At 42.3% G+C, this 24,335-nt stretch carries 17 protein-coding genes and 9 pseudogenes; 10 read left to right on the top strand and 16 right to left on the bottom strand.

Features of this window, described 5'->3' with window-relative positions; genetic code table 11:
• Positions 1-5: 5 nt before the first annotated feature.
• From LY387_RS26730 to LY387_RS26750, 5 genes and pseudogenes are all read right to left on the bottom strand, one after another.
• Positions 6-779, bottom strand: a complete 774-nt coding sequence (locus LY387_RS26730) for a hypothetical protein (protein ID WP_234497972.1) — start codon at positions 777-779, stop codon at positions 6-8.
• 345 nt (positions 780-1,124) lie between these two features.
• The gene (locus LY387_RS26735) at positions 1,125-1,397 is read right to left on the bottom strand and encodes an arylsulfatase regulator (RefSeq protein WP_234497973.1); all 273 of its coding nucleotides are present in this window, start codon (positions 1,395-1,397) and stop codon (positions 1,125-1,127) included.
• A gap of 39 nt (positions 1,398-1,436) precedes the next feature.
• The gene (locus LY387_RS26740) at positions 1,437-1,868 is read right to left on the bottom strand and encodes a hypothetical protein (RefSeq protein ID WP_234497974.1); all 432 of its coding nucleotides are present in this window, start codon (positions 1,866-1,868) and stop codon (positions 1,437-1,439) included.
• A complete protein-coding gene (locus LY387_RS26745) occupies positions 1,865-3,436 on the bottom strand; it encodes a PAAR domain-containing protein (protein ID WP_234497975.1) in 1,572 nt (523 codons plus the stop codon). The genes LY387_RS26740 and LY387_RS26745 overlap by 4 nt, the downstream gene beginning before the upstream one ends.
• 63 nt (positions 3,437-3,499) lie before the next feature.
• Positions 3,500-4,260 (bottom strand): annotated as a pseudogene (locus LY387_RS26750) (IS3 family transposase); the annotation flags it as partial.
• A 75-nt stretch (positions 4,261-4,335) separates the two neighbouring features.
• Here LY387_RS26750 and LY387_RS26755 point away from each other — a divergent pair.
• Positions 4,336-5,129 (top strand): annotated as a pseudogene (locus LY387_RS26755) (transposase); the annotation flags it as partial.
• Positions 5,130-5,177: 48 nt separating this feature from the next.
• Here the strand turns inward: LY387_RS26755 and LY387_RS26760 are convergent.
• The 4 genes and pseudogenes from LY387_RS26760 to LY387_RS26775 all read right to left on the bottom strand — a co-directional run bounded on the left by LY387_RS26760 (position 5,178) and on the right by LY387_RS26775 (position 9,370).
• Entirely contained in the window at positions 5,178-6,014 is an 837-nt protein-coding gene (locus LY387_RS26760; protein WP_234497976.1) for an EamA family transporter, read from the bottom strand.
• Positions 6,015-6,219: 205 nt separating this feature from the next.
• Positions 6,220-7,212 carry an IS110 family transposase gene (locus tag LY387_RS26765; protein WP_234497977.1) on the bottom strand — a complete coding sequence of 331 codons (993 nt, stop codon included), beginning with the start codon at positions 7,210-7,212 and terminating at the stop codon, positions 6,220-6,222.
• A gap of 533 nt (positions 7,213-7,745) precedes the next feature.
• A pseudogene (locus tag LY387_RS26770) lies at positions 7,746-8,036 on the bottom strand (group II intron reverse transcriptase/maturase); the annotation flags it as partial.
• A 275-nt stretch (positions 8,037-8,311) separates the two neighbouring features.
• Positions 8,312-9,370: an IS110 family transposase gene (locus tag LY387_RS26775; protein ID WP_234497978.1), complete on the bottom strand. Its 1,059-nt coding sequence runs from the start codon at positions 9,368-9,370 to the stop codon at positions 8,312-8,314.
• 118 nt (positions 9,371-9,488) lie between these two features.
• Here LY387_RS26775 and LY387_RS26780 point away from each other — a divergent pair, with 118 nt between their 5' ends.
• Positions 9,489-10,112: a LysE family translocator gene (locus LY387_RS26780; protein ID WP_326492013.1), complete on the top strand. Its 624-nt coding sequence runs from the start codon at positions 9,489-9,491 to the stop codon at positions 10,110-10,112.
• 225 nt (positions 10,113-10,337) lie between these two features.
• Here the strand turns inward: LY387_RS26780 and LY387_RS26785 are convergent, their stop codons facing one another.
• A complete protein-coding gene (locus LY387_RS26785) occupies positions 10,338-10,883 on the bottom strand; it encodes a hypothetical protein (RefSeq protein ID WP_234497979.1) in 546 nt (181 codons plus the stop codon).
• Positions 10,884-11,275: 392 nt separating this feature from the next.
• Between LY387_RS26785 and LY387_RS26790 the strand changes: the two are divergent.
• Positions 11,276-11,909, top strand: a pseudogene (locus LY387_RS26790) (IS6 family transposase).
• Between the two features lie 55 nt (positions 11,910-11,964).
• On the opposite strand, the pseudogene LY387_RS26795 reads toward LY387_RS26790, so the two are convergent.
• A pseudogene (locus LY387_RS26795) lies at positions 11,965-12,435 on the bottom strand (IS6 family transposase); the annotation flags it as partial.
• 84 nt (positions 12,436-12,519) lie between these two features.
• Between LY387_RS26795 and LY387_RS26800 the strand changes: the two are divergent.
• The 4 genes and pseudogenes from LY387_RS26800 to LY387_RS26815 form a co-directional block, all read left to right on the top strand.
• On the top strand, positions 12,520-12,801 hold the full coding sequence (locus tag LY387_RS26800; RefSeq protein ID WP_234497980.1) for a hypothetical protein: 282 nt from the start codon (positions 12,520-12,522) through the stop codon (positions 12,799-12,801).
• A gap of 692 nt (positions 12,802-13,493) precedes the next feature.
• The gene (locus tag LY387_RS26805) at positions 13,494-14,369 is read left to right on the top strand and encodes an aminoglycoside 6-adenylyltransferase (RefSeq protein ID WP_234497981.1); all 876 of its coding nucleotides are present in this window, start codon (positions 13,494-13,496) and stop codon (positions 14,367-14,369) included.
• A gap of 9 nt (positions 14,370-14,378) precedes the next feature.
• Positions 14,379-15,408: pseudogene (locus tag LY387_RS26810) on the top strand (IS3 family transposase).
• Positions 15,409-15,866: 458 nt separating this feature from the next.
• Positions 15,867-16,169: pseudogene (locus tag LY387_RS26815) on the top strand (DDE-type integrase/transposase/recombinase); the annotation flags it as partial.
• A gap of 59 nt (positions 16,170-16,228) precedes the next feature.
• Here LY387_RS26815 and LY387_RS26820 read toward each other — a convergent pair.
• The 3 genes and pseudogenes from LY387_RS26820 to tatA form a co-directional block, all read right to left on the bottom strand.
• The gene (locus LY387_RS26820) at positions 16,229-17,149 is read right to left on the bottom strand and encodes an IS5 family transposase (protein WP_234497982.1); all 921 of its coding nucleotides are present in this window, start codon (positions 17,147-17,149) and stop codon (positions 16,229-16,231) included.
• Between the two features lie 466 nt (positions 17,150-17,615).
• A pseudogene (locus LY387_RS26825) lies at positions 17,616-17,705 on the bottom strand (Sec-independent protein translocase TatB); the annotation flags it as partial.
• 25 nt (positions 17,706-17,730) lie between these two features.
• A complete protein-coding gene (gene tatA, locus LY387_RS26830; protein ID WP_234497983.1) occupies positions 17,731-17,946 on the bottom strand; it encodes a twin-arginine translocase TatA/TatE family subunit in 216 nt (71 codons plus the stop codon).
• 447 nt (positions 17,947-18,393) lie between these two features.
• Between tatA and LY387_RS26835 the strand changes: the two genes are divergently transcribed.
• The gene (locus LY387_RS26835) at positions 18,394-19,938 is read left to right on the top strand and encodes a DUF1800 domain-containing protein (protein ID WP_234497985.1); all 1,545 of its coding nucleotides are present in this window, start codon (positions 18,394-18,396) and stop codon (positions 19,936-19,938) included.
• A 4-nt stretch (positions 19,939-19,942) separates the two neighbouring features.
• Complete coding sequence (locus tag LY387_RS26840) at positions 19,943-21,679, top strand: DUF1501 domain-containing protein (protein WP_234497987.1); 1,737 nt, start codon at positions 19,943-19,945, stop codon at positions 21,677-21,679.
• 305 nt (positions 21,680-21,984) lie between these two features.
• Here the strand turns inward: LY387_RS26840 and LY387_RS26845 are convergent.
• Positions 21,985-22,722, bottom strand: a pseudogene (locus LY387_RS26845) (IS6 family transposase).
• Between the two features lie 54 nt (positions 22,723-22,776).
• Here LY387_RS26845 and LY387_RS26850 point away from each other — a divergent pair.
• Complete coding sequence (locus LY387_RS26850; protein ID WP_234497988.1) at positions 22,777-23,766, top strand: transposase; 990 nt, start codon at positions 22,777-22,779, stop codon at positions 23,764-23,766.
• Positions 23,767-23,969: 203 nt separating this feature from the next.
• Here the strand turns inward: LY387_RS26850 and LY387_RS26855 are convergent, their stop codons facing one another.
• On the bottom strand, positions 23,970-24,311 hold the full coding sequence (locus tag LY387_RS26855; RefSeq protein WP_234497989.1) for a hypothetical protein: 342 nt from the start codon (positions 24,309-24,311) through the stop codon (positions 23,970-23,972).
• Positions 24,312-24,335: the final 24 nt, after the last annotated feature.

Genomic DNA, 24,335 nt, shown 5'->3' on the forward strand with positions numbered 1-24,335 from the left:
AGTGTCTACTCCTTGAAACTGTCTTTGCCGCTTAGCAAAGAGGCCGCGAACTCGCGCATAAGGCGCGTATTGTCAGCGCTCTTTTCATTACCGCATACTTTGCCGTAGTACTTAATATCCGGAGATGAATAGATTGGCAGTTGATTCTCAGCGTAAGTCATAACAGTACCAGCATCACCGCACAACGCTCCTCTGGCGTATGACCTAATATATTTATGAAACTCAGGTAGCAGTCCCCCTTTCAACCAGTAGTCTGGCGTATCGTTATGCCATGCCCAGGCTAAGTGACCAAGTTCATGCTCTAAAACATGCACGTCACTATCTGAGTTTAAAATCAAGAATCGACGGCTAAAGTTCACATGGGCCGTCCCTACCGTTCCATTTTCTGTAAATTCATGGCTGCTCGGGAGCACTAATACATAGTAACTACCAGCTTGTTTGAGTTTTTCATGGTCATTCGATGTCATTTGCTTCAATAGCTGTTGATGTAATTTCCCAACCTCATGCCCTTTAAATTCGCCGGTATCGATATTAGAGACGCCCGCCAAAGTGCGCTTAAGTGGAACGCATGAGTTGCTTAATACTAAGTTTGAATAGTCAATAAATTCCTGTAACCGGTGCTCATCAGTAGAGTCATCGGTAAAGAAAAACACTGGAGTTTCAGCAACTTTAGTTAGCTCACATTCTGGCAAAGACAATTCTTCTCCACTTCGCTTACCAAAGTAAAATAGTGCCGCGACGACGACAATCGACCCCACTACTAACACACTTTTATTCATCTTTTTAATCCAAGTTGTACTGCACAAAACACGTAATTAAACGGCAGATTCCATTTGTTACTACCGAGTAGACGACACCTGTTACCAAGTGTCGTCCCTCTAAGAACCCAACGTGAAGGCTTTCGCCGCACTAGGTTCAAGCCTTCACGAAGGCGCCTATTGGCACCTAGCCACCTATAAAGCAGCGAGAACAGGCTCATGCCAAGAGTTACGACATTGCCTCTTTGACTTTCTCTTTGCCAAGTAGGGGGTTTGCGCCCATTTCAACGAAAAGTCCAATGTAAGCTGTCAGCCCTTTATCTATAAGGGCTGTAGAGAAGGAGGGGTTGGGGAAATTCTTAATTTTTAATGATCTTTGGGGATTTTAATACGACCATCACTGATCCCTTCAGCAAGAAGCTCCATCAATTTAGCAAAACGATAGAAGCCTAGATATTGTTGACATATGTAGTCCATTTGCACTCTGGAGGTGCTATCCATTACATATTTAAAAGCCTTCATGTAGTCATAGCACCTCTCTAGCAATAGGGTATCACCATCCTTAGTCAAAGGAAACTGGTTAGCATAATCGTCAACTATTCTTGTCAGTTGTAGTTGCTCTAAGGTCAAAGCGTTCATTTATTCTCCCACAGCTATACCGTAATTGGCTTCTTGGCTCTAGAAAGGTATCCCAAGTATTCCAAATTTGTATTCAATCCCCATAAATACAAACACGAAGAAAATACTTAAAAACCCAAACCTTAAGCATTCTGCATTTAATCGGTATAGCCAATAAGTGGTACCGAGTTCTTTTTTGATTCCACTGCGCCAATGCTGAATCTCTTCCTTTGAGTGGCGGTGAAACCAGCTAAACGCAACCTGACTGGATCGAATCCATGCAAATGATGGGAAATGAGCCCAACCCCGCACTTTCTTCGGGGCGTAACTATCAAGCTTATCGATCAAGTAGTCCTTTCTATGTCTGAGTAAAAATAATGTAATAGGCAAAGTTATTAAGTTGCCGAACCCAAATAAAATCACACCAATACCAGAAATAACAATGCCTCCCCATAGAGGCAACCACAGCCATGCTGGAACACCATTAATCATTGTTGAGCTCCGTTGATGAGCTCGATAGTATCACCATATAAATCAAAAATAGCGTACTCCACCCCGTCACCTATAGCGTTCGACACATTTCCCCCATATAATCCCCAAGCGTATAAACCTCCAGCCATTGGAATAATTGACAACCCATACGTAGTGGGTGCAAACCTAGTACCTAAGAAACCTATGCTTTCCCCAACACCAATATTCACCGCAATTGAAAACGAATTTTTCACACCGGCTCGCACACATGCCTCGGAGAACCCTTCATCTTGAGCACACGTCTTGGCAATATCAATAAAGTTATCACGTACCCCAAAAATGGTCGCAACCCATGCCGCCCGACCTAGATATTTACTAAACTCCATCGATTTCTTGTACAGAGCCGTCATTTCAATTCCGCTAATAGCTTTTGAGAAATCTTTCGCCTTATACAATTGCTTCTTACCAACGTTCAGATAGTTATTAACCTTGCTGGCCTGAATGTTCTTGATGTAATTCGGAGCACCAAACTGGGTTGAAATGGCTTGAACTTCACTTTGGAAGCTACGAGCTTGTTTGCGCCACTGCTTGTAGTCTGGATTCGACTTTAACCTATCACCCTTGATACCTTTCGTCGCTTCTCCTACATATTTTGAGTAATTCTCAAACCGCTGAAATTCCTTCTGAAGCCTGTCAGCTTGGGTTTTCATTCCGGCAATACCAGAGCCCACTGAAGCAATCATTTGGTTAGTGAAATTGGATTCTTCCACCTGACCGTCATTGACTTCATACAGGGTTGAGTTTGGCATCGCAGTGGACGTTAGCATAACACTTGCAAATTCTTCATGGTGCTCTGAGAACCATGCTTGTTGCTCTGGGGAAAGCGTAAAGAACAGTTCTGCGAGCTCTGAAACCTGAGAAGTGGCATCGGCTTCATCTGGGTGTACCGTTTGCCAAGGGGAAACCACGACAGGCATGCCGGTGATTAAGAAATGGAACGTTCTTTTTAAATGAGGGTTAATGTTTATGATGTGCTGAATGACGTCATCGGCATCATTCAAGTAGATTTCTTGAGCAAAGCTCTTCAGATCCGTCTTTTTATCGGCAAAAATGATATACACATCGTCGATATCTATAGGCTTGTCTTTTTTCTGTTGAGCTTCATTGAAACGATAAGCCTGTTGGTGTGCCTCAGGGGGCATTGACTTTGAAACGTTCTCAGCGGTGAGTGGTGTTCCATCAGCGAAAGAGAGTGATTGTTGGTTGTTGATATCGATTCCTACTGTGCCATCATCATACCCAACGAAACTAAATCGACCTTTAGGAGTGACGATTCGATTAGACCCTAATGGACAACCACATTCAATGACAAATTCTCCCAATGCTGCATATTGATGTTCTATTTTAATTTCGTGCCATGTATTGCGACAGATTATCCCCCAACCTTTGTCACATCGCGGGCAAGTTGCTTTTCCTCCCACTAAAGCGGCGGGTTTCCCATCACACAATACAGTTGAACAACCTTCAACAATTACTCCACCTGTTGTGGAGGGATCATCTAAGACGTCCAATGGAAATATTTTTAGCATAAATAAGCCAACCTTATCGTATGTTATTTATGATGATGTCACCTTTCCTAAGTGGCGTATCACCATGGGGTTCGAGAGGTGCCAAGACAACACCTTACGGCTATACCAGTCGATAATGGCAACAAGGTAGAGGAACCCTTTAGCCATCGGGATGTGCGTAATATCAATAGCCCAAGCTTGGTTCGGGTAATTAACTTCGATATCACGCAACAGGTAAGGATAAACCTTGTGTGCTTTGTTCGCCAGTGTCGTTTTTAGCTTGGGATAAATCGCCCCAATTCCCATATTGCGCATGATCCGAACGATACGTTTTCGATTAATATAGTGGTCTTTTTTAACCAACTCAGTTCGAATTCGCCTACTGCCCATGAACGGATACTGAAGGTGAATTTCGTCGATCATACGTCGCAATTCAATCTCCTCAGTGGAGAGTCCTGTGCGCTGATAGTAAGCCGTAGAGCGAGCAATATTGAGAAGCTCGCACTGACGCTTTATCGGTAGTTGGGTGGATTTATCCAGCGAACTCTTTCGCTGTGCTCGATCTAGCGACCGAGCACTTTGGCCAAAAAATCATTTTCCATGGTCAACTGACCGATCTTGGCGTGAAGTTTGTCCACTTCTTCGGAATTGTCTTTGCCCAACTGACTCTCAGAGGCAAAGATCATGGCTGCATTTTCAAGCAGCTCTTTTTTCCACGTTGATATCTGGTTAGGGTGCAGGTTGTACTTCTGCGCTAACTCAGCGACAGTTTTATCGCCTTTAGCTGCAGCAAGTGTCACTTTAGCTTTAAATTCAAGTGAGTGGTTTCTACGTTTTCTAGTCATAATCTGCTCCGGTATTTCTGGGTACTATCAAAATAGATCAATCACTTAAAGTCATGTCCGAAAATAGGGGGCCACTTCTCTTCCCTTCCTCCAACACAAATCGTCCCTACGCTACTTGATAAGGGAATTGACTTAGGCTCTGAGTCTACGTTTTATCGCACCTTGAAAAAGGAAGGCCAGGTTGAGCACCGAGGACGTCAACGCGCTCGCAAGAAAGTAGCAAAGCCAAAGTTATACAGCGACAGCACCGAAACAGGTACTGACGTGGGATATCATTTACTTGCCAGCAATCGTGAGAGGCCAACACTACTATCTGTACCTTATTGAAGACATCCAGTCGGAAAATCGTTGGCCATGAAGTCTATGAGTAAGAGAGTGGTGAAAAAGCGTCTCAGCTCTTGCAGCGAACGCTCATGCGAGAGCAATGTTTTAATCAGGCGCTTGTGCTTCACTCGGATAGCGGCAGTGCGATGAAGTCTTCAACGATGAAAGCCAAGATGGAAGAGCTTGGTGTGACGCCGTCTTACAGTCGCCCACGAGTAAGCGATGATAACCCCTATGTAGAATCGTTGTTCAGGACGTTAAAATATGTCCCGAGTTGGCCATCGAAAGGCTTTGCAAGCTTAGAAGAGAGCAGAGCTTGGGTAGACAGGTTCGTAGAGTGGTAGAACAGTGAGCATAAACATCGAGGACTGAACTACGTGACACCATCAGAAAGACATGCGGGTAAGGATAGTGAGATCTTACAAAAAAGAGCCGCAGTTCTAAAGGTACGCCTAGAGCAAAACCCTGAACGTTGGCCTGGAGAACTCAGGAACTGCAAACCAGTTGGTGACGTTCACCTAAATCCAGAAAAAGAGGTTGCTTAATTAACAAGCAACTAGTAACAACTGCCTTGAAAAACGCCGCTGTTCAGCTCAACCTAAAACTGTAATGATAACTGCGCTAAAGGTAAGCCCGGCAGTCATTATCAATACTTTAAAAGATGGCCGCTCTTTGAAGACAGCGATGCTACCTATCAATGAAAAAACACTAGACAATCGTCGAATAGAAGATACATAGGCGACATTCCCCAAGGCTGCCGCTCCATAGAACGCGGCCAAAGTGATAAAATGGGACATCGCTGGCAACCATAACTTCGGCATCTTTTTTAGTTGTATATTACTTCTGTCCCACATCAATGCACAGCTCATCAATATCATGAAACTAATCAGACATACATACGATGTCCAGAGTAGTGCACCAAAGTGTGAGGCACCCTGTTTATGCAATAGCGAGCTACTGCCCCAGCACAAACTAACACCCAACATATAAACACTTGAATTATCTTCAATAATTTTGTTGACAGAGAAACTGTTGCCATAGAGAACAAATGCAATAGATAGCCCAACTCCTAAAACCCCATATATTGAAGTCACCTCTCCTAAAAAAACATAAGAGAAACCAACTTGAAAGACTGGTATAAAAGCCAACAATGGCGCTGTCGTTGACAAGTTTCCGCCACACCTTAAGGATTTTGAATAGAAGTAAATAGCTAAAGTATCAATTAACGCTGCACTAATGAGTATCAGTGATAGATTAAAAGTAAAGGAGAAGTTCCTCTCCCAAGCAATAACTCCTATCGTAATTGGGAGGAGTAAAGTTAGCATGGCGACAGAACTAAAAAGAGAACTACCTTGAGTAGCTCCCTTTTTAATCGATATATCTCGAACAGATAGCGCCAATGCAGAAATAATAGATAACGCTATCCACATACAGCTACAGAGCCTGTCTCTTTCAGACTCATGAAAACATCATGCAGTCGTTTCAATTCTTCTTCAGTGTGCAAAGCGGTCACCGCAATACGTATACCTGGTTCGGATTTTGCGACTGTTGGGAAGAATACAGCAGAAGTATAAAAACCATGTTTATACAAAAGGGACTCTGCAATGCGGATAGAGTCTTCAGCAGAGCGAGTATTTAGCATTCGAATAGGCAAGATTGAACCTTTTTGATCAGTTTCGAACAGTAAACCAAAATCCACATGACGCCATCTCTCAGCATCGAATTTAGGATCACTACCATCTTTCTAACGCACGCGATGATAGCCACTTTTTTGGGCTTTCCAGCGTCGACAAATCGTGTGTAAGTTGCTTTAAAAACAGGATTGCACTGCATAGCAGACATCATCGCCATATACAGAACTGTTCTGACTTGGGCTCGACCACCTTGGACAACTCGCCTACCTTTATAGCGCCCACTTTCACGGGTAATAGGTGCCACTCCAATAAGAGAAGCAGCCTGCTTATTGGTGATATAACTAAGCTCGGGAACGTTGCTAATGATTGAAGCTGCTGCAATGTTTCCAATGCCTGGGGCACTTTGCAAGAGAGTGTTTTTGCTTTGATACTCTGTGCTGTCTTCAATGAGCTTTATGAGCTTGCTTTCAATTTTAGCAATTTGGTTTTTCATTGCGGTTAGTATTGGCTTAATGGTCGATTGTAGTGATTTGGGAAGGATTTGGATGCGATTCTTTTCCATCGTTTGCATGGAGAGTAACTGATGTCTCCGAATGACTAAGTCACTCATTAGACGAATGTTTTCAGCTGTGATGACGGTGAGGTCGGGCTTGATTGCTTCAGCGAAGTGGGCAATAAGTTCAGCATCCAATCGGTCATTTTGGGCTCTACGACCTATGGCTCCAGCGAAGCGTTTAATGTGTACGGGGTTGGCTCTAACTATTGGTAAATTGGCTTCGGCACACGCTAATACAAATGGCATTTCAAGGCGGCCAGTCGCCTCAATGACAATGCGTTTAGGGTTGTGTTTGTTGACGATTTTCAGAGCTTCCTTGATGCCTTTCTGATTGTTTTCAACCGAGAAAAAGAGCTCTAAAGGTGTGGTGTGGATATCTAATTGTGTTTTCCCTGTATCAACTCCAACGTTGATGTTTTGCTTCATTTTCGTATTCATAATAAGCTAACTCATGCTTGCGTAATGCGGGTTCGAGACCCAGTCGACTATTCGAGGTTCATGCTTGGAGTCCTATGTAGCGTTCTTGTTTGTTATAGGTCTCTCGACTGAGGAGTCAATGTTCAATCGGACTACTACACAGAAAGCTTTAGTTGCAGCTAAAGCCTGGGTCTCACATTACCCGAAATTGGATAAATAGGGCTATTTGGATAGGGGAATTATCCACACAATTTGTTCAAGCAGATAGCTAACAGTCAGCGCCTTTGATTCGGTTGAGTTTAGTGATTATGGTGGCTTTGTTCGGATATAGTGGTAGTTAGCTGCTACTTAACAAGGCGTTACTTTTCCATATCTATGATAATTCGTTTTAAGCTAAATTAGCAAAGTCACTGACACGTTTTGTCCGTACGACGTGAAGTCGCATGAAGCGCTGTTCTGTGATCACCAAGCGATTCTGTCGTACCTTAATTACCAAGCGACTTTGTCATATGTCCGCATTTCAGAGGGCTACGAAAGAAAATACGCCGTAGCCTTCAGCCCTTATAAATAAAGGGCTGAAGGCTCACGTTGGACTTTTCGTTGAAATGGGCGCAAAACCCCAAGTATTCTTGGTATTGAGGGTCAAAAGGCGTTGCGGCACCCCTGATTTTCACATATCTCTCTATCGGCACCTTGGCTATCTGAAACAGATTGAACTGACAATCCATATTCATGACCTTCTGCCAACCGTGAAATTGCCATTGACCTTGATGGTTGATGAAGTATTTAAGGGCGATCCAAGTTCTAGATTTTGTTGGATGATGCTTTTTAGCCCAGTGCCATAACAGGTTGATACCAGTTGAGTTTCATAATGAATGGCAGCAACATGGATGGAATACAAAGACAGAAAAAGTCCGTCTATAAAGCTACATGGACTTCCTCTTTTGTCAACAATAGCTCCCGCTAACAACAGTGGATCTGACAGCAGCTCTACATTCGGTGTTTAGTCGGAGAAACTCCGTCACCCTGATGATATTCGCTTGATGCTGACCTCATTCGTTAGGCAGTATTTGATTGCTTTATAGTCAGATTTTAGCATCTCGGTCTGACCGTATTGTCATCAATTGCTATTGTGTTGACTTGTTGAGGGCAAACGATTTACATAATTAGCCTTGTATTCATTTTCTGTTGTTAATAGCGCCCAGATAATTCTCGCGTTCTTTGCTGCTAGGGCTACGGCAGCTTTCTTGTATCCTCGTCTTTCGACAATTTGTTGTAACCAAAGACTTGTTCTATCAGTTTTAGTTTTGCATTGCGCGATTACAGCCCTAGCTCCGTGTACAAGCAGAGTACGAATGTGTTTTTCGCCTCTTTTTGTTATATGTCCGTGGTTTGTCTGTCCCCCGGTTGAGTATTGTTTGGGAACTAGGCCAATCCATGCAGCAAACTGACGGCTTGAACCAAATTGCTTTCCATCATTAATTGTTGCAATGATGGCTGTAGCAGTATGTTCTCCGACGCCGGGAACTGCCAATAGCTTTGAAGCTTGCTTCATCTCTCTGCTTAGCTGAAAAATCTTCCTGTCATAGCGAAGGATTTCATCGTTGAGTTTCTTGATGTTAGACATTAAATCGTTGAGTAACTCCCTCGCTAGGAACGGGATACCGTTGTTTGCGTCTTCTAGCATGCTTGGCACAGCTTTTTGAAGTGAGTAACGGCCTTGAGGAATAATTACACCAAACTCTGACAATAACCCTTGGAGTCGGTTAATTGTGGCAGCACGATTTTTTATTAGGCTATGTCGAATGCGGTGAAGGCAAAGCACAGCTTGTTGCTCTTCATCCTTGATAGAGACAAAGCGTGTTTTTGGTCTTGATACGGCTTCACAAATTGCCTCGGCATCATTAGCGTCGTTTTTCTCATTTTGTCTATAAGAAATGATAAACTTCGCTGCCATGATCTTTGGGGAGTGACCTAACTTGGTTAGTTCTCTAGCCCAGTAATGAGCACCAGAGCAAGCTTCCATACCAATGATACAGGGTGGAAGATTAGCGAATGTATCTAACAATTTGTTTCTTTTGACTGTTTTGCGTAAGACGCACTTGCCATATGCATCAACGCCGTGAATACTGAACACATTCTTGGCGAGGTCAACGCCAATAGTTTGAATGGTGGACATAGTAACCTCCAGCTTTTCAGCGTGTACACGTTTAGTATGACACGCGGGCTACAGGGAGAGGGAGTCCATATCATTCGTTAGGCTACTAAACGAAACACCGGCCCTAGTGGAACGGGTAGTGAGAGTAATTTATGGAATATATTTACGCAGTGGTCCTTTTTGCATTGTCAGCATCTATACCCCTGGGCCAAACACCGTAATGGTCATGTCATCGGGACTAAATTTCGGTGCTCGAAAAACTATCCCTCTAATGGGAGGCATTTGCATAGGGTTTACGGCAATGGTATTCCTCGTAGGTGTCGGATTTTCTTCGATATTCTCTACTTATCCAGAGCTACACTTTTTTATAAAGTGTGTGGGTGTGGTGTACTTACTGTATTTAGCTTACTTAATAGCGAGCTCAAACGATTCAGTTAAAGATAAAAAACAAAGTAAACCATTAAGTTTTGTACAAGGTGCTCTATTCCAGTGGGTTAACGTTAAGGCTTGGGTTGTTGCCACTGGTGCTGTTGCAGCATTCACAAATGGTGCAGAAGAATTCTTTGTTCAAATTTTGGCTCTGACAGCAATTTTTTTCTTAGTTTCTTTTCCAAGTGTAGCAGTTTGGCTTTTATTTGGTGTGTTACTAAAAAAACTACTTGGCTCACCTAAGACTAGAAAGTGGTTCAATATGGGTATGGCTACCTTATTAGCGTTGTCAGTTGTACCTATGGTTACCGAAATTCTACGAGAAGTAGCCTAACAAGATAATTGGACTCCCGCTCTAATCACAAGCTAACCTTCTTAAGTTAGCTAACACTTTGGGAGAACAAGATGAGAACCACGATCATTGGTGTTGACCTAGCCACTAAGGCTATCCAAGTATGTGTTTATTTAAACTCAAAGGTGCTTTCCAATAAAGAACTGACATCTCAGCAATTTAGGAAGGGGCTTTTCGCTCTTTTTGGTAAAAAGCTACAGCTGCATCTTAGATTTTGTATCTATACCCAACACTTAACAGAACTTCGTTCCGAAAGGTACGGTAGTTTGCACCGAACAAAGCATTCTTGTATGTGCCATTAACTGATAATGTTGCTCCAATATTTAAACCACTATCTTCTGGGTACCAGAAAAATCCTCTATCACCAAGTTTCTCACTCGACTCATACCAGTTTGTATAGCTACCGTAGTAAGTTAGATCTACTCCGAGTCCAGCGATTAACCGCCAATCTGATTGAAAATGATGAGTATAATTTGGACCGAAATTACCGTTAGCTTTACTGACGTTGGTATAGCTACCTAAAAGAGTGGGTGACTGAGCATCGTCCTTGTTATCGATAGTACCCATACGTTGGTCATCTTGGCCAATGCCTACTCCAAAGAAAAAACCATAGCCATTATCATTGGTAACACCGAGTTCAAATCCAGCAGTTTCTTGACTACCATATAAACCCTTTAGATATAGCCCATTCAACCGTTCAAATGAAAATGCAGCGGGTGAATGAATAGACAGAATTAGTAAAGTTAATCTCATAATTTGCTCTCTTTAGTAGTAAAGAAATGATCTGAAAACGCCCCAAGAAAGGTTTTTAACTCCAATATCGCTGCAGGTCATTAACAGGCTTTAAAATACAAACAATAATAATAGCGTAAAAGTGTTCCAAGAAAGTAGTTACACAATAAATATTGGTTTTATATAAATAGAATATTTCCTCTTGTCTTACTTTCTCTGCGTAATAAGGGGATTTAGGATTCGGGCCTATTATGTGAGTGAATGATTGTTTGGTTTTCTCGGCCAAACCTAAACTCCTTTCTAAGTGTTTGTTAGGAAGTATTTCATTAGCTTTCCTCATGATTGGGGCTTGTTGCAAAAAATCAGCTCAAGGTTGAAACTATCATCGTCTGTGGTGATGATTGGTGAGTTCAATGACCAACCTTGAGTTCAAATGGAAACACTTTGCCCCTGAAATCATTCTTTGGTGCCTTCGTTGGTTCATTGAGTATACCCCGACATTACGTAAGAAACTGCGCCGTTATCAGTTCATTCGAGTAGACTCTTCGTGACAACTCGATGAAACCTACGTTAAGGTAAAAGGGAAATGGCATTATCTGTAAGCAAGGCGAGACTTTGGACTTCTATTTCTCTCATAAACGTAATAAAGACGCGGCTTATCAATTCCTGAAGCGATGCTTAAGATACTATGATGCAGATACGCAGCCTAATACATTAAACACAGACAAGCACTCTTCCTATGCCCATGCGATTCTTCGTCTGAAGAAAGAAGGACGACTTCGAGTGGATGTCGAGCAACGGCAAATGAAGTATCTCAATAATGGTATCGATTCCGACCACGCGTCCATCAAGAAGCTCGTTGTGGGCACTGGCAGTTTCAAAATCCGAAAACGAGCTTGGTCCACCATTCAAGGATTCGAATCATTACGGATGTTGAACAAAGGCCAGTTTGATTTTTGGTTGCATCATGATGATTGTAAAACTCTAGTGCGGGAGAGATCCGCTTTCATGAATCGTCTATTCAATGTTGAGGTGATTTACCAGTAATCGCCAAGCCAATGATGGCGCATTCTGCACTCTGTGGTTAGTTGCAACACCCCCTCAATGACAACATGAAGAAACCCGTCAACCAGAGCTGCACATTCATTGCATCGAGTGCCGCGTAATTACTTTTACTGCCGTCAATCACCACCTTATCTGGTAAACCATGTTGAGCTATCGCCTTATTCAGAAAGGCTTTGGCAGCCGCCTCATCGCGATTAGGGCTGAGGTAGTAGTCAATGACGTCTCCAAACTTATCGACCGCTCGATAGTAGTAGAACCACTCTCCTTTCACTTTGATGTAGGTCTCATCCATACGCCATGAATCAGCGACTTGCTTCTTTTTGAGCCTGGCTTTATGTTCCAAAACTGGTGCAAATTTTATCACCCGACGGTTAATGGTAGCATGATCCACCTTCACTCCACGCTCCCTCTGGATCTCTTCAATTTCACGATAACTGAGTTTGTAAGCGAGGTAGTAGCGAACAGTTTCGAGAATAACGTCTGATGGAAAGTGGCAACCTTTAAACATTAAGGTTCAGAGTTTAAGCAAAGACTGCGTAAATCTTAACCGATAACGCTAAACTTTGCGACAGAACCCGATCGCCACCTGGAGATGACGCGAGATATCAATGCTGGTAAAGCCAAAGCATTAGAAGCCGTTGGAGGGCAAGCTGTGTTTCCATCGTTTCCTGATAGCGCGTACTATCCAGCCCACCTGGAGCCGATTACTCCTGAGAACTACCGAAATCACGTGAAAGCAACAAAAGGAGCGATGGACAAAACGCACTTGCTAAGCCAAGAGCAACTTCAAGCTTTAGACAGTATGAAACCCTATACGGACTTCAATGATTTGGCCTCCAATAACCCGTCAAGCTTAGCAAAACAAACTCAATAAGCACTTGCAGAGCTCACAAACAAAGTGACATCACAAAGCAAACGATAAGGGCAATATAATCCTTTCCAACGCCCCACACTTCAAATACAATCCCCTACCAACGCAGCATTCAAGCTTTATATATTATTTATCAATGAGATATTTATTTAGTTTCACGGTTTGCAATGCTGCCCCTTCAACCACTTACCTATGACTCTTACTCAAACTACTAACAATCGATAATCAATTCGAAACATCATCGTTTAACTTTCACGCGCTTTCACTGATTTTGAAGGTAGTTTAGAGCTTCTTGGATATAAACTACACATTCTGTTTTACCTATCGAACCCTCAGACAAACTAGCAGCAGTTACCTTATAAACCTCCGTAGACCTCCCCGACTTGTCCAATGAAATCACCTGCATTAGTCCAAAAAATACTTTTTTTGTGGAGGTACTGTCCTGAGGCATCATTTGGCAGTCATAGCAAGCTAACAAGCGAGAATGTATCTCATCAGGAGAAACCTTTAAACATCCAAAAATCAACCCTACACCTAGCAAAACAGCAATTATCTTCACGTCGCATGCCCCTTTTCTATTTAGAGTAGTTGCTCATCACTAAACAGGCACGGTCGTGTTGACCAATATTAGCTAATGTTAGAAGCTCATACAGTTTCGTTGGCCACTACATCTCTAGTCTATAACTGAGGTATTCATGCGTACTGAGAAGCAAATGCTGGAATTAATCATGGGAACGGCAAAGAATAGCGAGCGCATTCGTGCTGTGATCATGAATGGTTCAAAAATTAACCCTGAAGCACCCAAAGATATATTCCAAGACTATGATATATTGTATGTGGTATCTGATATCGAGCATTTTACTAAGGATCACTCATGGATTGACCTATTCGGTGAAATCATGATAATGCAGATGCCTGAAGATATGATTTACCCTCCTCCAAAGAAGGATGGGAGCTTTTCTTATTTAATGCAGTTCAGTGATGGCAACCGCTTAGATCTAACCTTGTATCAGCTCTCAACAATACATCAGTTTAAGCATGAAAGCCTTAGCCAAGTCTTATTGGACAAAGACTTGGCATTTCAATATTTAGAAAGTCCCAGCAATAAAGATCACCTACCTATTAAACCTTCACGTAAGGAGTTTATTGATTGCTGCAATGAATTTTGGTGGGTGAGTACGTATGTGGCTAAAGGCCTATGGCGCAAAGAAATAACTTACGCAAAACACATCCATGAACAGGTGTTACGAGAACCATTATTCAAGATGCTTGATTGGCATATTGGTGATACAACTGGCTACACCGTTTCTTCAGGTAAGTATGGAAAATACTATTCGAAGCTTTTAAGTCCAGAATACTGGCAAATGCTCAAAGGCTCGTACAGTGGATCGGATATCGAGGAAGCATGGGATGCACTCTTCGTTATAGCAAACTTATTCAGAAAAGCGGCTATCTCAGTAGCTAATGCTAACCAATTTGGGTATCTCAAAGCCGAAGATGAAAAGGTGATGGCGCATTTAAAATATGTTCGAGGGTTACCATCAGATGCACTAGATATGTACCCTAGTTAATGGGTCAATATAGAAGTGGCACTTGCTGCAGTTAAAGGCGATAAAACTGTCGCTGAGTTAGCGCAGAAGTACAACCTGCACCCTAACCAGATATCTACGTGGAAGAAAGAGCTGCTTGAAAATGCAGTCATGATCTTTGCCTCTGAAAGTCAGTTGGGCAAAGACAATTCCGAAGAAGTGGATAAACTTCACGCTAAGATCGGCCAGCTGACCATGGAAAATGATTTTTTGGCGAAAGTGCTCGGTCGTTAGATCGAGCACAGCGAAAGAGTTCGCTGGATAAATCCACCTAACTACCGATAAAGCGTCAGTGCAGGCTTCTCAATATTGCTCGCTCTACAGCTTACTATCAGCGCACAGGACTCTCCACTGAGGAGGTTGAATTGCGACGTATGATTGACGAAATTCACCTTCAGTATCCGTTCATGGGCAGTAGCCGAATTCGAACTGAGTTGGTTAAAAAAGGCCACTATATTAATCGAAAACGTATCGTTCGGATCATGCGCAATATGGGAATTGGGGCGACTTATCCCAAGCCAAAAACGACACTGGCGAACAAAGCACACAAGGTTTATCCCTACTTGTTGCGTGATATCGAAGTTAGTTACCCGAACCAAGCTTGGGCTATTGGTATCACGTACATCCCGATGGCTAAAGGGTTCCTCTACCTTGTTGCCATTGTCGACTGGTATAGCCGTAAGGTGTTGTCTTGGCGCCTCTCGAACACCATGGATACAAGCTTTTGTATCGAGGCTCTCGAAGAGGCACTTCAATACTACGGACCACCTGATATCTTCAACGCCGATCAAGGCAGTCAGTTTACCAGCTCTGAGTTCACGCAGAAGTTGCTCGAGCATGGTATATGGATCAGTATGGACGGAAAAGGCCGCTGGCTCGACGACGTTTTCATTGAACAATCATGGTGAAGCCTGAAATAGGTCACTACATGGTGTTTTATAATGAAGAGCGTAACCATCAAGGACTCAATGACCTTACCCCTGATGAAGTCTATTTTGGCAGGCAGAGATACGCTGCATGAGCTGGATCAACCACTTAAGGAATTAGCCTTATGTGTCCAACCATTGGGATCCACTGCTGGCTTCACGGATATATGACGTCAGCACAAACGAGTCCATAATAAGATTCACCCGCGCCGCGATACGAGTTCAAGGTGAGCAAGTCGCACAAAAAACGCTTTGAGATGGGGCCTCAGAATAGCCAAAATGATTCACGTAGGTATCGCGTTTAAACGTGTTGTATGCCTGGGAAAAGTTGACCGTTTCGACGCTGCCGAACGCTATCACGCTCGATGGGTCTTGTTAGATGGGTCCATCTACAATGTTGATATCCATTATGGTAAGCCTTAATGCTACTCTCCTCTTCATAGGACAGCTGCTCGGCGGAGAGCGCGTAAGAGAGCGCCCAGAACACATCACTGTGACCGATAGACTCGGCCCGTGATGAATCGAAAGTGATGTTTTTTCTGGCTTTGGTGGTAATGCGTTTATTCGACTGAAGAGAGAAGGACGACTCCGAGTGGATGTCGAACAACGGCAAATGAAGTATCTCAATAATGGTATCGAATCCGACCACGCGCCAATCAAGAAGCTAGTCGTTGGCACTGGCGGTTTTAAAATCCGAAAGCGAGCTTGGTCAACCATTCAAGGATTTGAATCATTACGGATGTTGGACAAAGACAAGTTTGATTTTTGGTTGCGTCATGATGATTGTAAAACTCTAGTGCGGGAGAGATCCACGTTCATGAATCGTCTATTCACTGTAGAAGTAATTTACCAGTAATCGCCGGCTTTGTTGCCGAATTCAGCGAAAGAGTGAACGCTAGTTAAATAGTTCCTATTTTAAACAACATACTGAGTTTCAGGCATACCTATCCCAGTTAACTTGTTGAGTGCTTTGATCATGGCGTAAGCCTCACCAACTTGTGCGTTGTAATTTCGAAGCGTGAGTGAAGCGCCTAGTAGTTGTTTTACGCGATACATAGCGGTCTCCGACAATGACCACTTGTGGTAACCATACTTCTGTTTCCACTTTTTGTTCGAGCTATAGAGCTTTTGGCAGCCAACTGCCAAATTACGTGGATGACATTTTTCCCAGAAAGCTGCACCCTCACGTGGAGGGATCAAAGGTGTCGCTTTCTTAACCCTAATCGCTCTGTAACACTCTTTGGTATCGTATGCACCATCTCCCGAGATTTCCTTAATGGTGCGGCGTGTTTGCTTGAGTAGGTTGGGGAGCACTTCCGCATCGGTCACACCTGATAGAGTTAGTTCTGCGGCGATTATTTCATGTGTATTTGTATCAACCGCAAGGTGGAGTTTACGCCAGACTCGACGCTTGCCATTAGTTCCATGCTTTTTCACTTTCCATTCTCCCTCACCGTATACCTTGAGACCAGTGGCATCAATGGCCAGGTGTTGGATGGTACGTCGTGTTGAGGCTTTGAAATCAACCTCTACATCCTTAGCTCGGCGGCTTATACAGGTATAGTGAGGACAACCCAATGGGACATTCGCCAATTTAAATACTGAGTCTAGAAAACCTTGTAGCGCCCTTAAGGACAAGGAAAAGATACGCTTGACCATGAGAGCGGTGGTGATAGCTAAATCACTAAACAATCGCGGTCTACCACGCTTGTGCTGTTTAGATTGTTTCCACTCGGTTATTGCTTCTTCGTCAATCCAAAACGTGAGTGAACCTCGATTGACTAGAGAGTTGTTGTACTTGCGCCAGTTGGTGGTTTTATAGCAAGGCTTCGGCATGAAATCAGAGTCAGTGAATGAATGTCCCTGATCTGATCGTAAGATTCTAATTTAGTTCATTCGATTTCGGCAACAAAGCCACTAGGAGCTACAAACAATCAGGCTTGGTAAAGAATAAATGGTGTCGATATAACCTCATATATGTAGCTTGAATGACCAAATAGCATCAAATACACTGTAAGTACAAAAACGAAAGATCTTAAAACACAGTTTTTTAAGTCGACAAGACGTGACATTATAGGTAAGCTATTTTTGAGTGATATCATTATTATCGTACTATCTACATCAATTGATACTTAAAGTTTTTTGAGCAATCAGACGTTTTATCATGAAGTTACTTATTTAAATTGCTTCTAATCATCTTTTCAGACCGTTGAGAGTTTGTCGTCACTTTATTAAAATCCACTTCAACATCTTCGACTTGACGTTGTTAACGGTTGAATGAATCATTTTTTATACGTAGAAAACGAACTATTATAGCTAAACGTTCAGGACCTAATATTATCAAACCCATTAAAAATACAACAATTAGCTCCCCAAAAACTATGTCAAACAATTATCATACTTTTTTTGCTATTTGTTCAAAAGTCAATCTCTCGTTTATCGTTACTACCATTTTGAAGCTCTGTATTTCTAATATTTAAATTAGATGTTGTCTCTTGGTCTTTGATAGCATCTTTAAAACCCCTAATTGCTTCTCCTAAGTCACCTCCTGCCCCGCGAAGTTTTTTAGTTCCGAACAGTACTACAATGATAGTGGCAACTATAAGAAGTTGCCAAATGTTTATACCACCCATTTTACGTCCTTTTATTTTCTAGTCTTGATTGCGTCAGTTAATATGACATATAAACTACGCTTTCCACAAATTCATTGACTAAATATACAAAAATATCAAAGATTATAAAATGATTTTTCCTGAGAAGTTAGAGGTTGGTGTCCAAGTCATAAATTTACTATTTGGTTGAATCTGTTCGTTGCTTAGTCTTGATTTTATTAGCGAATAAGTACTTATTGAGTAAAGATTCGGGAACATAGGGTGTCTAATTCCTGTGTAACTTCGTTTGTAATTACTATAACAAAAATATAATTGGTTAATCTGGAGGCAGTGTCTCATGGTTGCATTAATTAATGGTTGGCTTTTTGTAGCCGTGTTAACCTTTAATAATTAAAAGCATTATAGTGCTTCGAAGTTAATACATCTAATACTTAAAACGATTTATTAATATCTCTTAAGGAGTAAAAAGTGAAACTAAGTTTTTCCGACGCTTCACGCGTTTTACAACGTACGACATTTGGGCCCACTATTGAGAATATAGAAGAACTACAGTTCATTGGGCTTGACGCATGGCTGACGAATCAGTTTAGACTTGATTCTTCAAGTCATTATGATAGATATCGCTATATTCAAAGTTACAGAGAAAATATAAGTGGCAATCGACAAGAACATATCAACTATCGAATTAATGCGTGGTGGGACCTAATAGTCAACTGTGAAGATCAGCTCCGTCAACGCGTGGCATTTGCTCTAAGCCAATTGCTAGTTGTATCAGAAAAAGAAGCTGGTTTAGATGAGAATGACCATGCTGCAGGGTTAGCAAAATATTATGATATCTTGGTAAATAATGCATTTGGTAGTTATCGAGATATCTTGTATTCCATCAGTAAGTCTTCGGTTATGGGGATATATCTAACAATTGACGGAAATTTACCCGCTTCAGGAGATGATTTACCAGACCAGAACTATGCCCGCGAGATAATGCAACTATTTACTCTAGGAGATTGGAAGGTAAATCTAGATGGCAGCCTTATCTTCGATGGTGATGGAAAGCCTATTTCTTCACACAGTCAAGAAGATATAGAAGAGCTAGCACGTGTATTTACCGGTTGGAAAGTAAAAGATAAGTACCGAATCGAAGATATGATCAACGTTGAAGGTGATCATGACGAAGGCGAGAAGTTCTGGCTCGGCGAATCAATTCCAGCAGGTCAGACCGCTGAACAAGAACTCAGTTTTGTTGTGGATAAGTTAGTTAGTCTAGACGAAACAGCAGTGTTGGTCTCACGTCATCTCATCCGTCAACTCGTATCATCAAACCCTAGTTCTGAGTATGTATATCGGGTCTCTTCGGCATTTAGAAGCTCTAAAGGTGACCTCGGAGAGGTAGTTAAGGCTATCATCACTGACTCGGAGTTTTTGAACACTTCTAAATCCAAAAGAAAAGCAAAGGAGCCTATTTTGGCTTTTTCTTCAGTGTGTAGAGCTTTAGATGCGAAGATGGGCAAAGGGTACCCACACCACAAAGATACATCAATTGGTTTTGGATATCGATCTCAGTACAGTAAAAGTGGACCTTTCATGCAAGGGCCTTTGACAGCTCCCAGTGTTTTCAATTTTTACAGCTTTGATTACCAACCTTTGGGGCCATTGGCCGACAATAATCTAATAGGTCCCGAATTCGAAATCATGACAGCCGCAGACTTGGCTTCTATTTGTAATCTCATGAGCTACAAATTGAAAGATCATTTAATCGTTGATGGTACTGACGTAAGCAGTCGTTCGGACAAGTGGCTTTGGCTTCAAGCTAGTGAGCTTGCTGCCCTGTTCAATGCAGAGAATAAAGCCCAGTTTATCGACGAGTTGAACAAGCGGTTCTTCAATTTTGACGCTTCGCCTAAAACTCTCAATTACATTTCATCGATGTTCGATGCATTTGTATCTAACAAAGAAAATTTGTGGAAAGTGATCTGGATGACGGTTATGTCACCAGAATATTACGTACAAGGATGATTTCATGAGTATTACTAGAAGAAGTTTTTTGAAGGGGACTTCAGCGTTAGCAGTTTCAAGTGTAGCTCCAATCTCTATTGCGATACCTAAAAGTGCATGGGCAAACAGTACGCAATCAGATTATAGAGCACTGGTGTGTGTATTGCTCCATGGAGGAAATGATTCCGCCAACATGGTTATCCCCTATTCTGGGGCAATGCACAGCGCCTATTTAAGTAAGCGGCCCGATATCGCTTACTCTAAAGGTGAACTACTACCAACAGACTGTCGTGATAACAATGATGTAGAAGTTGGTCTACATCCAGCAATGGAGGGTGTCCAGCGCCTGATGCAGCAAGGACTAGCAACATCTATCATCAATGTTGGTCCTATGCTTGATAGTAATACTCGTCCCCCTGGCTCACGCCGTCACAACTCTATGAGACTTGCATGGCAAAGTAGTTACAGTGACGACGAGCAACGAAGTCTCCATGATTTTGGATGGGGCGGTGGAATCATGGACATACTATCAGAGGGGCATGTTTTACCTGAAACAGTCGCTACGGCATCTAATCGCCTCTTAGCGGGTAGACAAACTACCAGCCAAAGAATCAACGAAGATGGCGAGTTCATGCACTTGGATTTCTTCAAACATAGTCCAAAAGGGGAGGAACTGTTTAGAGAATATATAGAGCAAGAACACAGGGATTGCCCGTTTGAATCTCAGTATGCTTTTGAATTTGATCTCTTTTTTGACGCATATGACGAATATACCGCGATCATGGACTCTGTTGATTTGGACGATAACATTAGTGGTAGCAGTAGTCTTAGTCGCCAGTTACGTGGTGTGAAGCGTGTTATTGATGCTAGCGAAAAAATGGGGATTGGTGGACACATTTTCTTTGTCCAACAAGGAGGTTACGATACACATCGCAACCAGTTGAGTCGTCACAATGGCTTGCTCTCTACACTAGATAGCGCTCTAACGGAATTTACGGAGGCCTTGATTGCAAGTGGCGTAGGAGAAAACGTAACAACATTTACTATGTCAGATTTTGGTCGTACAACTCACAATAACTCTAACGGTGGTACTGATCACGGTCATGGTGGGCATCAATTAGTTTTAGGCGGAGCTGTAAATGGTGGTAGAGTTTACGGTGAGTTTGAAAACATGTTGGAAGCGGGAACAAGTCTACAAGCGACTGTTGCACATGAGTCAATGGCAATGACACTTGCTAGTTGGTTTGGAGCTTCTGATACTGTGTTAAATGAAGTGTTTCCAAATGCTGTTCGAGAGTTTCCTCGAAATCTTGGCTTTCTAAAAGGAAGCGCAGTCCCTGAAGATGAGCTACTTCCTGTTTCAGAAGTACGGGCTAGCCACGAACACAGAAAACAATGGGCCAAATATGCAATTGACGGAAACGTCAACACTAAATGGTCAGGAAAAGGTAAAGGCGTTAGTTTCGAAATGGACTTTACTCGAAAGTCGACGATTTCTTTACTTCGATATCGTTTGCCACATACAAGTTGGCGTCAATATATGCTTAAGATTGAAGCGATTGATTCTAACGGTCAATCAAGTATCTTGAGTGAGACTTTAACGCCATTAACCGAACAGGATTATGACTGGGTCTATACAAGCTCCTACCGACTAGTGTCCGATGTCAAATCTATTAGGATTACCCATTTAGGTAATACGGACGCTAGACCAGACTACCAAGGTTTTGTTGGTATTGCCGAACTGGAAGCATGGGGAACCTAACCGATAATTTCTAAATGGACTACATTAATATATAGCCCCTCTTTATAAGGGGCTATAATAAGCTTCGCTCATAGTCAAATATAAATGCTGATTTAGGACTATCGTTGTAGTCGATTTAGTTAGCTTTCTAGTAATCTGACTCTAATAAGCTCGATGTCTTTCAACCTCCATTAAATAGGAGTCAACCTAAAAATCTCACTATGAAACTATATAATAATTAGCAGAAAACGAAATGATATTATAATATGAGAGGGATTGTTGCAAAAAATCAAAGGCTCCAGATCTATCCAACGTAGATTTAACGATTACTGGAAAACTATCTCAACATTGAATAGACGATTCATGAAGGCGGATCTCTCCCGCACAAGGGTTCCACGTTCATCATGACGTAGCCAGAAATCAAATTGCCCTTTGTTCAACATCCGTAATGACTCGAATCCCTGAATGGTAGACCAGGCTCGCTTTCGTATTTTGAAACCACCGGTGCCTACAACGAGCTTCTTGATGGGGGCGTGATCGGATTCAATACCATTATTAAGAGGCTTTACTTGCCGTTGCTCGACATCCTCTCGCAGTCGTCCTTCCTTCTTTAGGCGGGCAATCGCATGAGCATAGGAGGAATGCTTGGCGGTGTTTAATGTTTGTGGATGTAACTCAGTTGGATAGTGGCGCAGACACCGCTTCAGGAACTGATAAGCCGCGTCTTTATTACGCTTGTGAGAGAAATAGAAATCCAGAGTCTCACCTTGTTTGTTGATAGCCCGGTACAGGTAATGCCATTTTCCTTTCACCTTGATATAGGTTTCATCGAGCTGCCACGAAGAGTCGGTTCGGATGAATTGACGACGGCGTAATTTCTTGTGTAATGCTGGGGCATACTCAATGAACCAACGATAAATGGTTGAGCGGTTAACCGAAATTCCTCGCTCTTGCAGCATGTCACTGAGGTTAGCGTAGCTCATTGGAGTTGAACCGTATCAACGAATGCACCATAAGATAATTTCAGGAGCGAAGTGTTTCCATTTGAATTCGGGGTGAGTCATTAACTAGCTGGATTAGATGGGGAAAGAACAAATTCTGAGTCTTTACTGCATTTTTTGCAACAATCCCTCAATGAGTCCACCCCCTTTAGTATTGATGGTCAAAAGCATGCCTGCCGTATCAATACATTCAAAGCTCGATTTTCAGCAAAATACTTCCGTAAGGGTAAAGGGGTATCCGCCCTAACGTTGGTGTCAAACCATGTGCCAATCAACACCAAGATCATTTCAGCTAACGAGTATGAAGGACATCATGCTTTTGATTTGCTCTATAACAATAGCAGCGATATTCAGCCTAAAGCGTTAGCAACCGATACTCATGGGGTCAATAACGTCAACTTTGCGATCCTTGACTTATTTGGTTACCAATTCGCGCCACGATACGCCAAATTTAAATATGTCTTCCATGATTTGTTCGAAATAGAGCATGGAGAAGCCGTATCATTAAAGCTGCGCCGACCGTTTAACACCTCACTAATCAAACGTGAGTGGGAAAATATTCAAAGGATCATTTGCTCATTAAGTCGTAAGACAACGACACAAAGTACGATCATTACCAAGCTGTCGAATGGCAAACGGAACAGTCGAACATTAGCCGCATTTAGAGAGTATGACCGAATCATTAAGTGCCTTTATGTACTCGATTATGTTGACGATAAAGTCCTGCGACAGTTTGTCCAGCAAGCTTTGAACCGTGGCGAAGCCTACCACCAACTACGTCGAGCTATTGCGTCAATCAATGGAAATCAATTCCGTGGAGGCAATGATTATCAGATAGATCAATGGAATGATTGTGCGAGAATTATTGCTAACTGCATCATTTATTATAACTCGGCCTTGCTATCCAGTCTGATTGAGAAGTTTGAGCAAGAAGGTAATCAGGAAGTGGTGAATCTGATAGCGGGTTTATCTCCAGTCGCATGGCGTCATATCCAACTTGCCGGTAATTACACCTTTGGTATTCAGAAAGACAATATCGTTCTAGAGAAACTACTTGAGAACTTAGAGCCTTGGAGAGAGGAGAGCATGGTCGAACTGGTGGCCTAAGAAGGATATTAGAAAATAAGCCATTCCCGTCATCCCTTATAAATAAAGGGCTGTAGGCTCACATTGGACTTTTCGCTGAAATGGGCGCAAAACCCCAGTTAGGACATAACTAAGTACCCTCTTGCTAAAGCACTATACTTAGCTAATGAGGGTTCTAAACGATAGCCACTAATGTCTGTGCACTGAGAATCTAGAGAATCAGTCTAGCTAGTATCAGACTCATCCATTCCTCCGCTAATACTCTGACTAAAAGAAATATAATCCTTTAACGTTAGTTCTTGAGACAACTCTTTTACTATTGCAGACCCACCGGATACAACCGAGTTATTGTTCGCGCTGACAACACTTGCATCATCTGCTTTAATCTCCCATAAATAAGAAGAAACATCATGAAAATTACCATTTTCATTTCGAACCTGCCCTTGTACTGATAACATCTCGCCTAGAAAGAATTCTGCTCCGGTACTTTTGGACGCACCCAAAACAGATCCATCATTTAAAGCGATATCCAAAAATAGAGGATCACTTCTTAGACGAGATGACAAAACGCAATTTACTTTATATTGGAT

This window comes from Vibrio maritimus (assembly GCF_021441885.1).
Taxonomy (GTDB): Bacteria; Pseudomonadota; Gammaproteobacteria; order Enterobacterales; family Vibrionaceae; genus Vibrio; species Vibrio maritimus_B.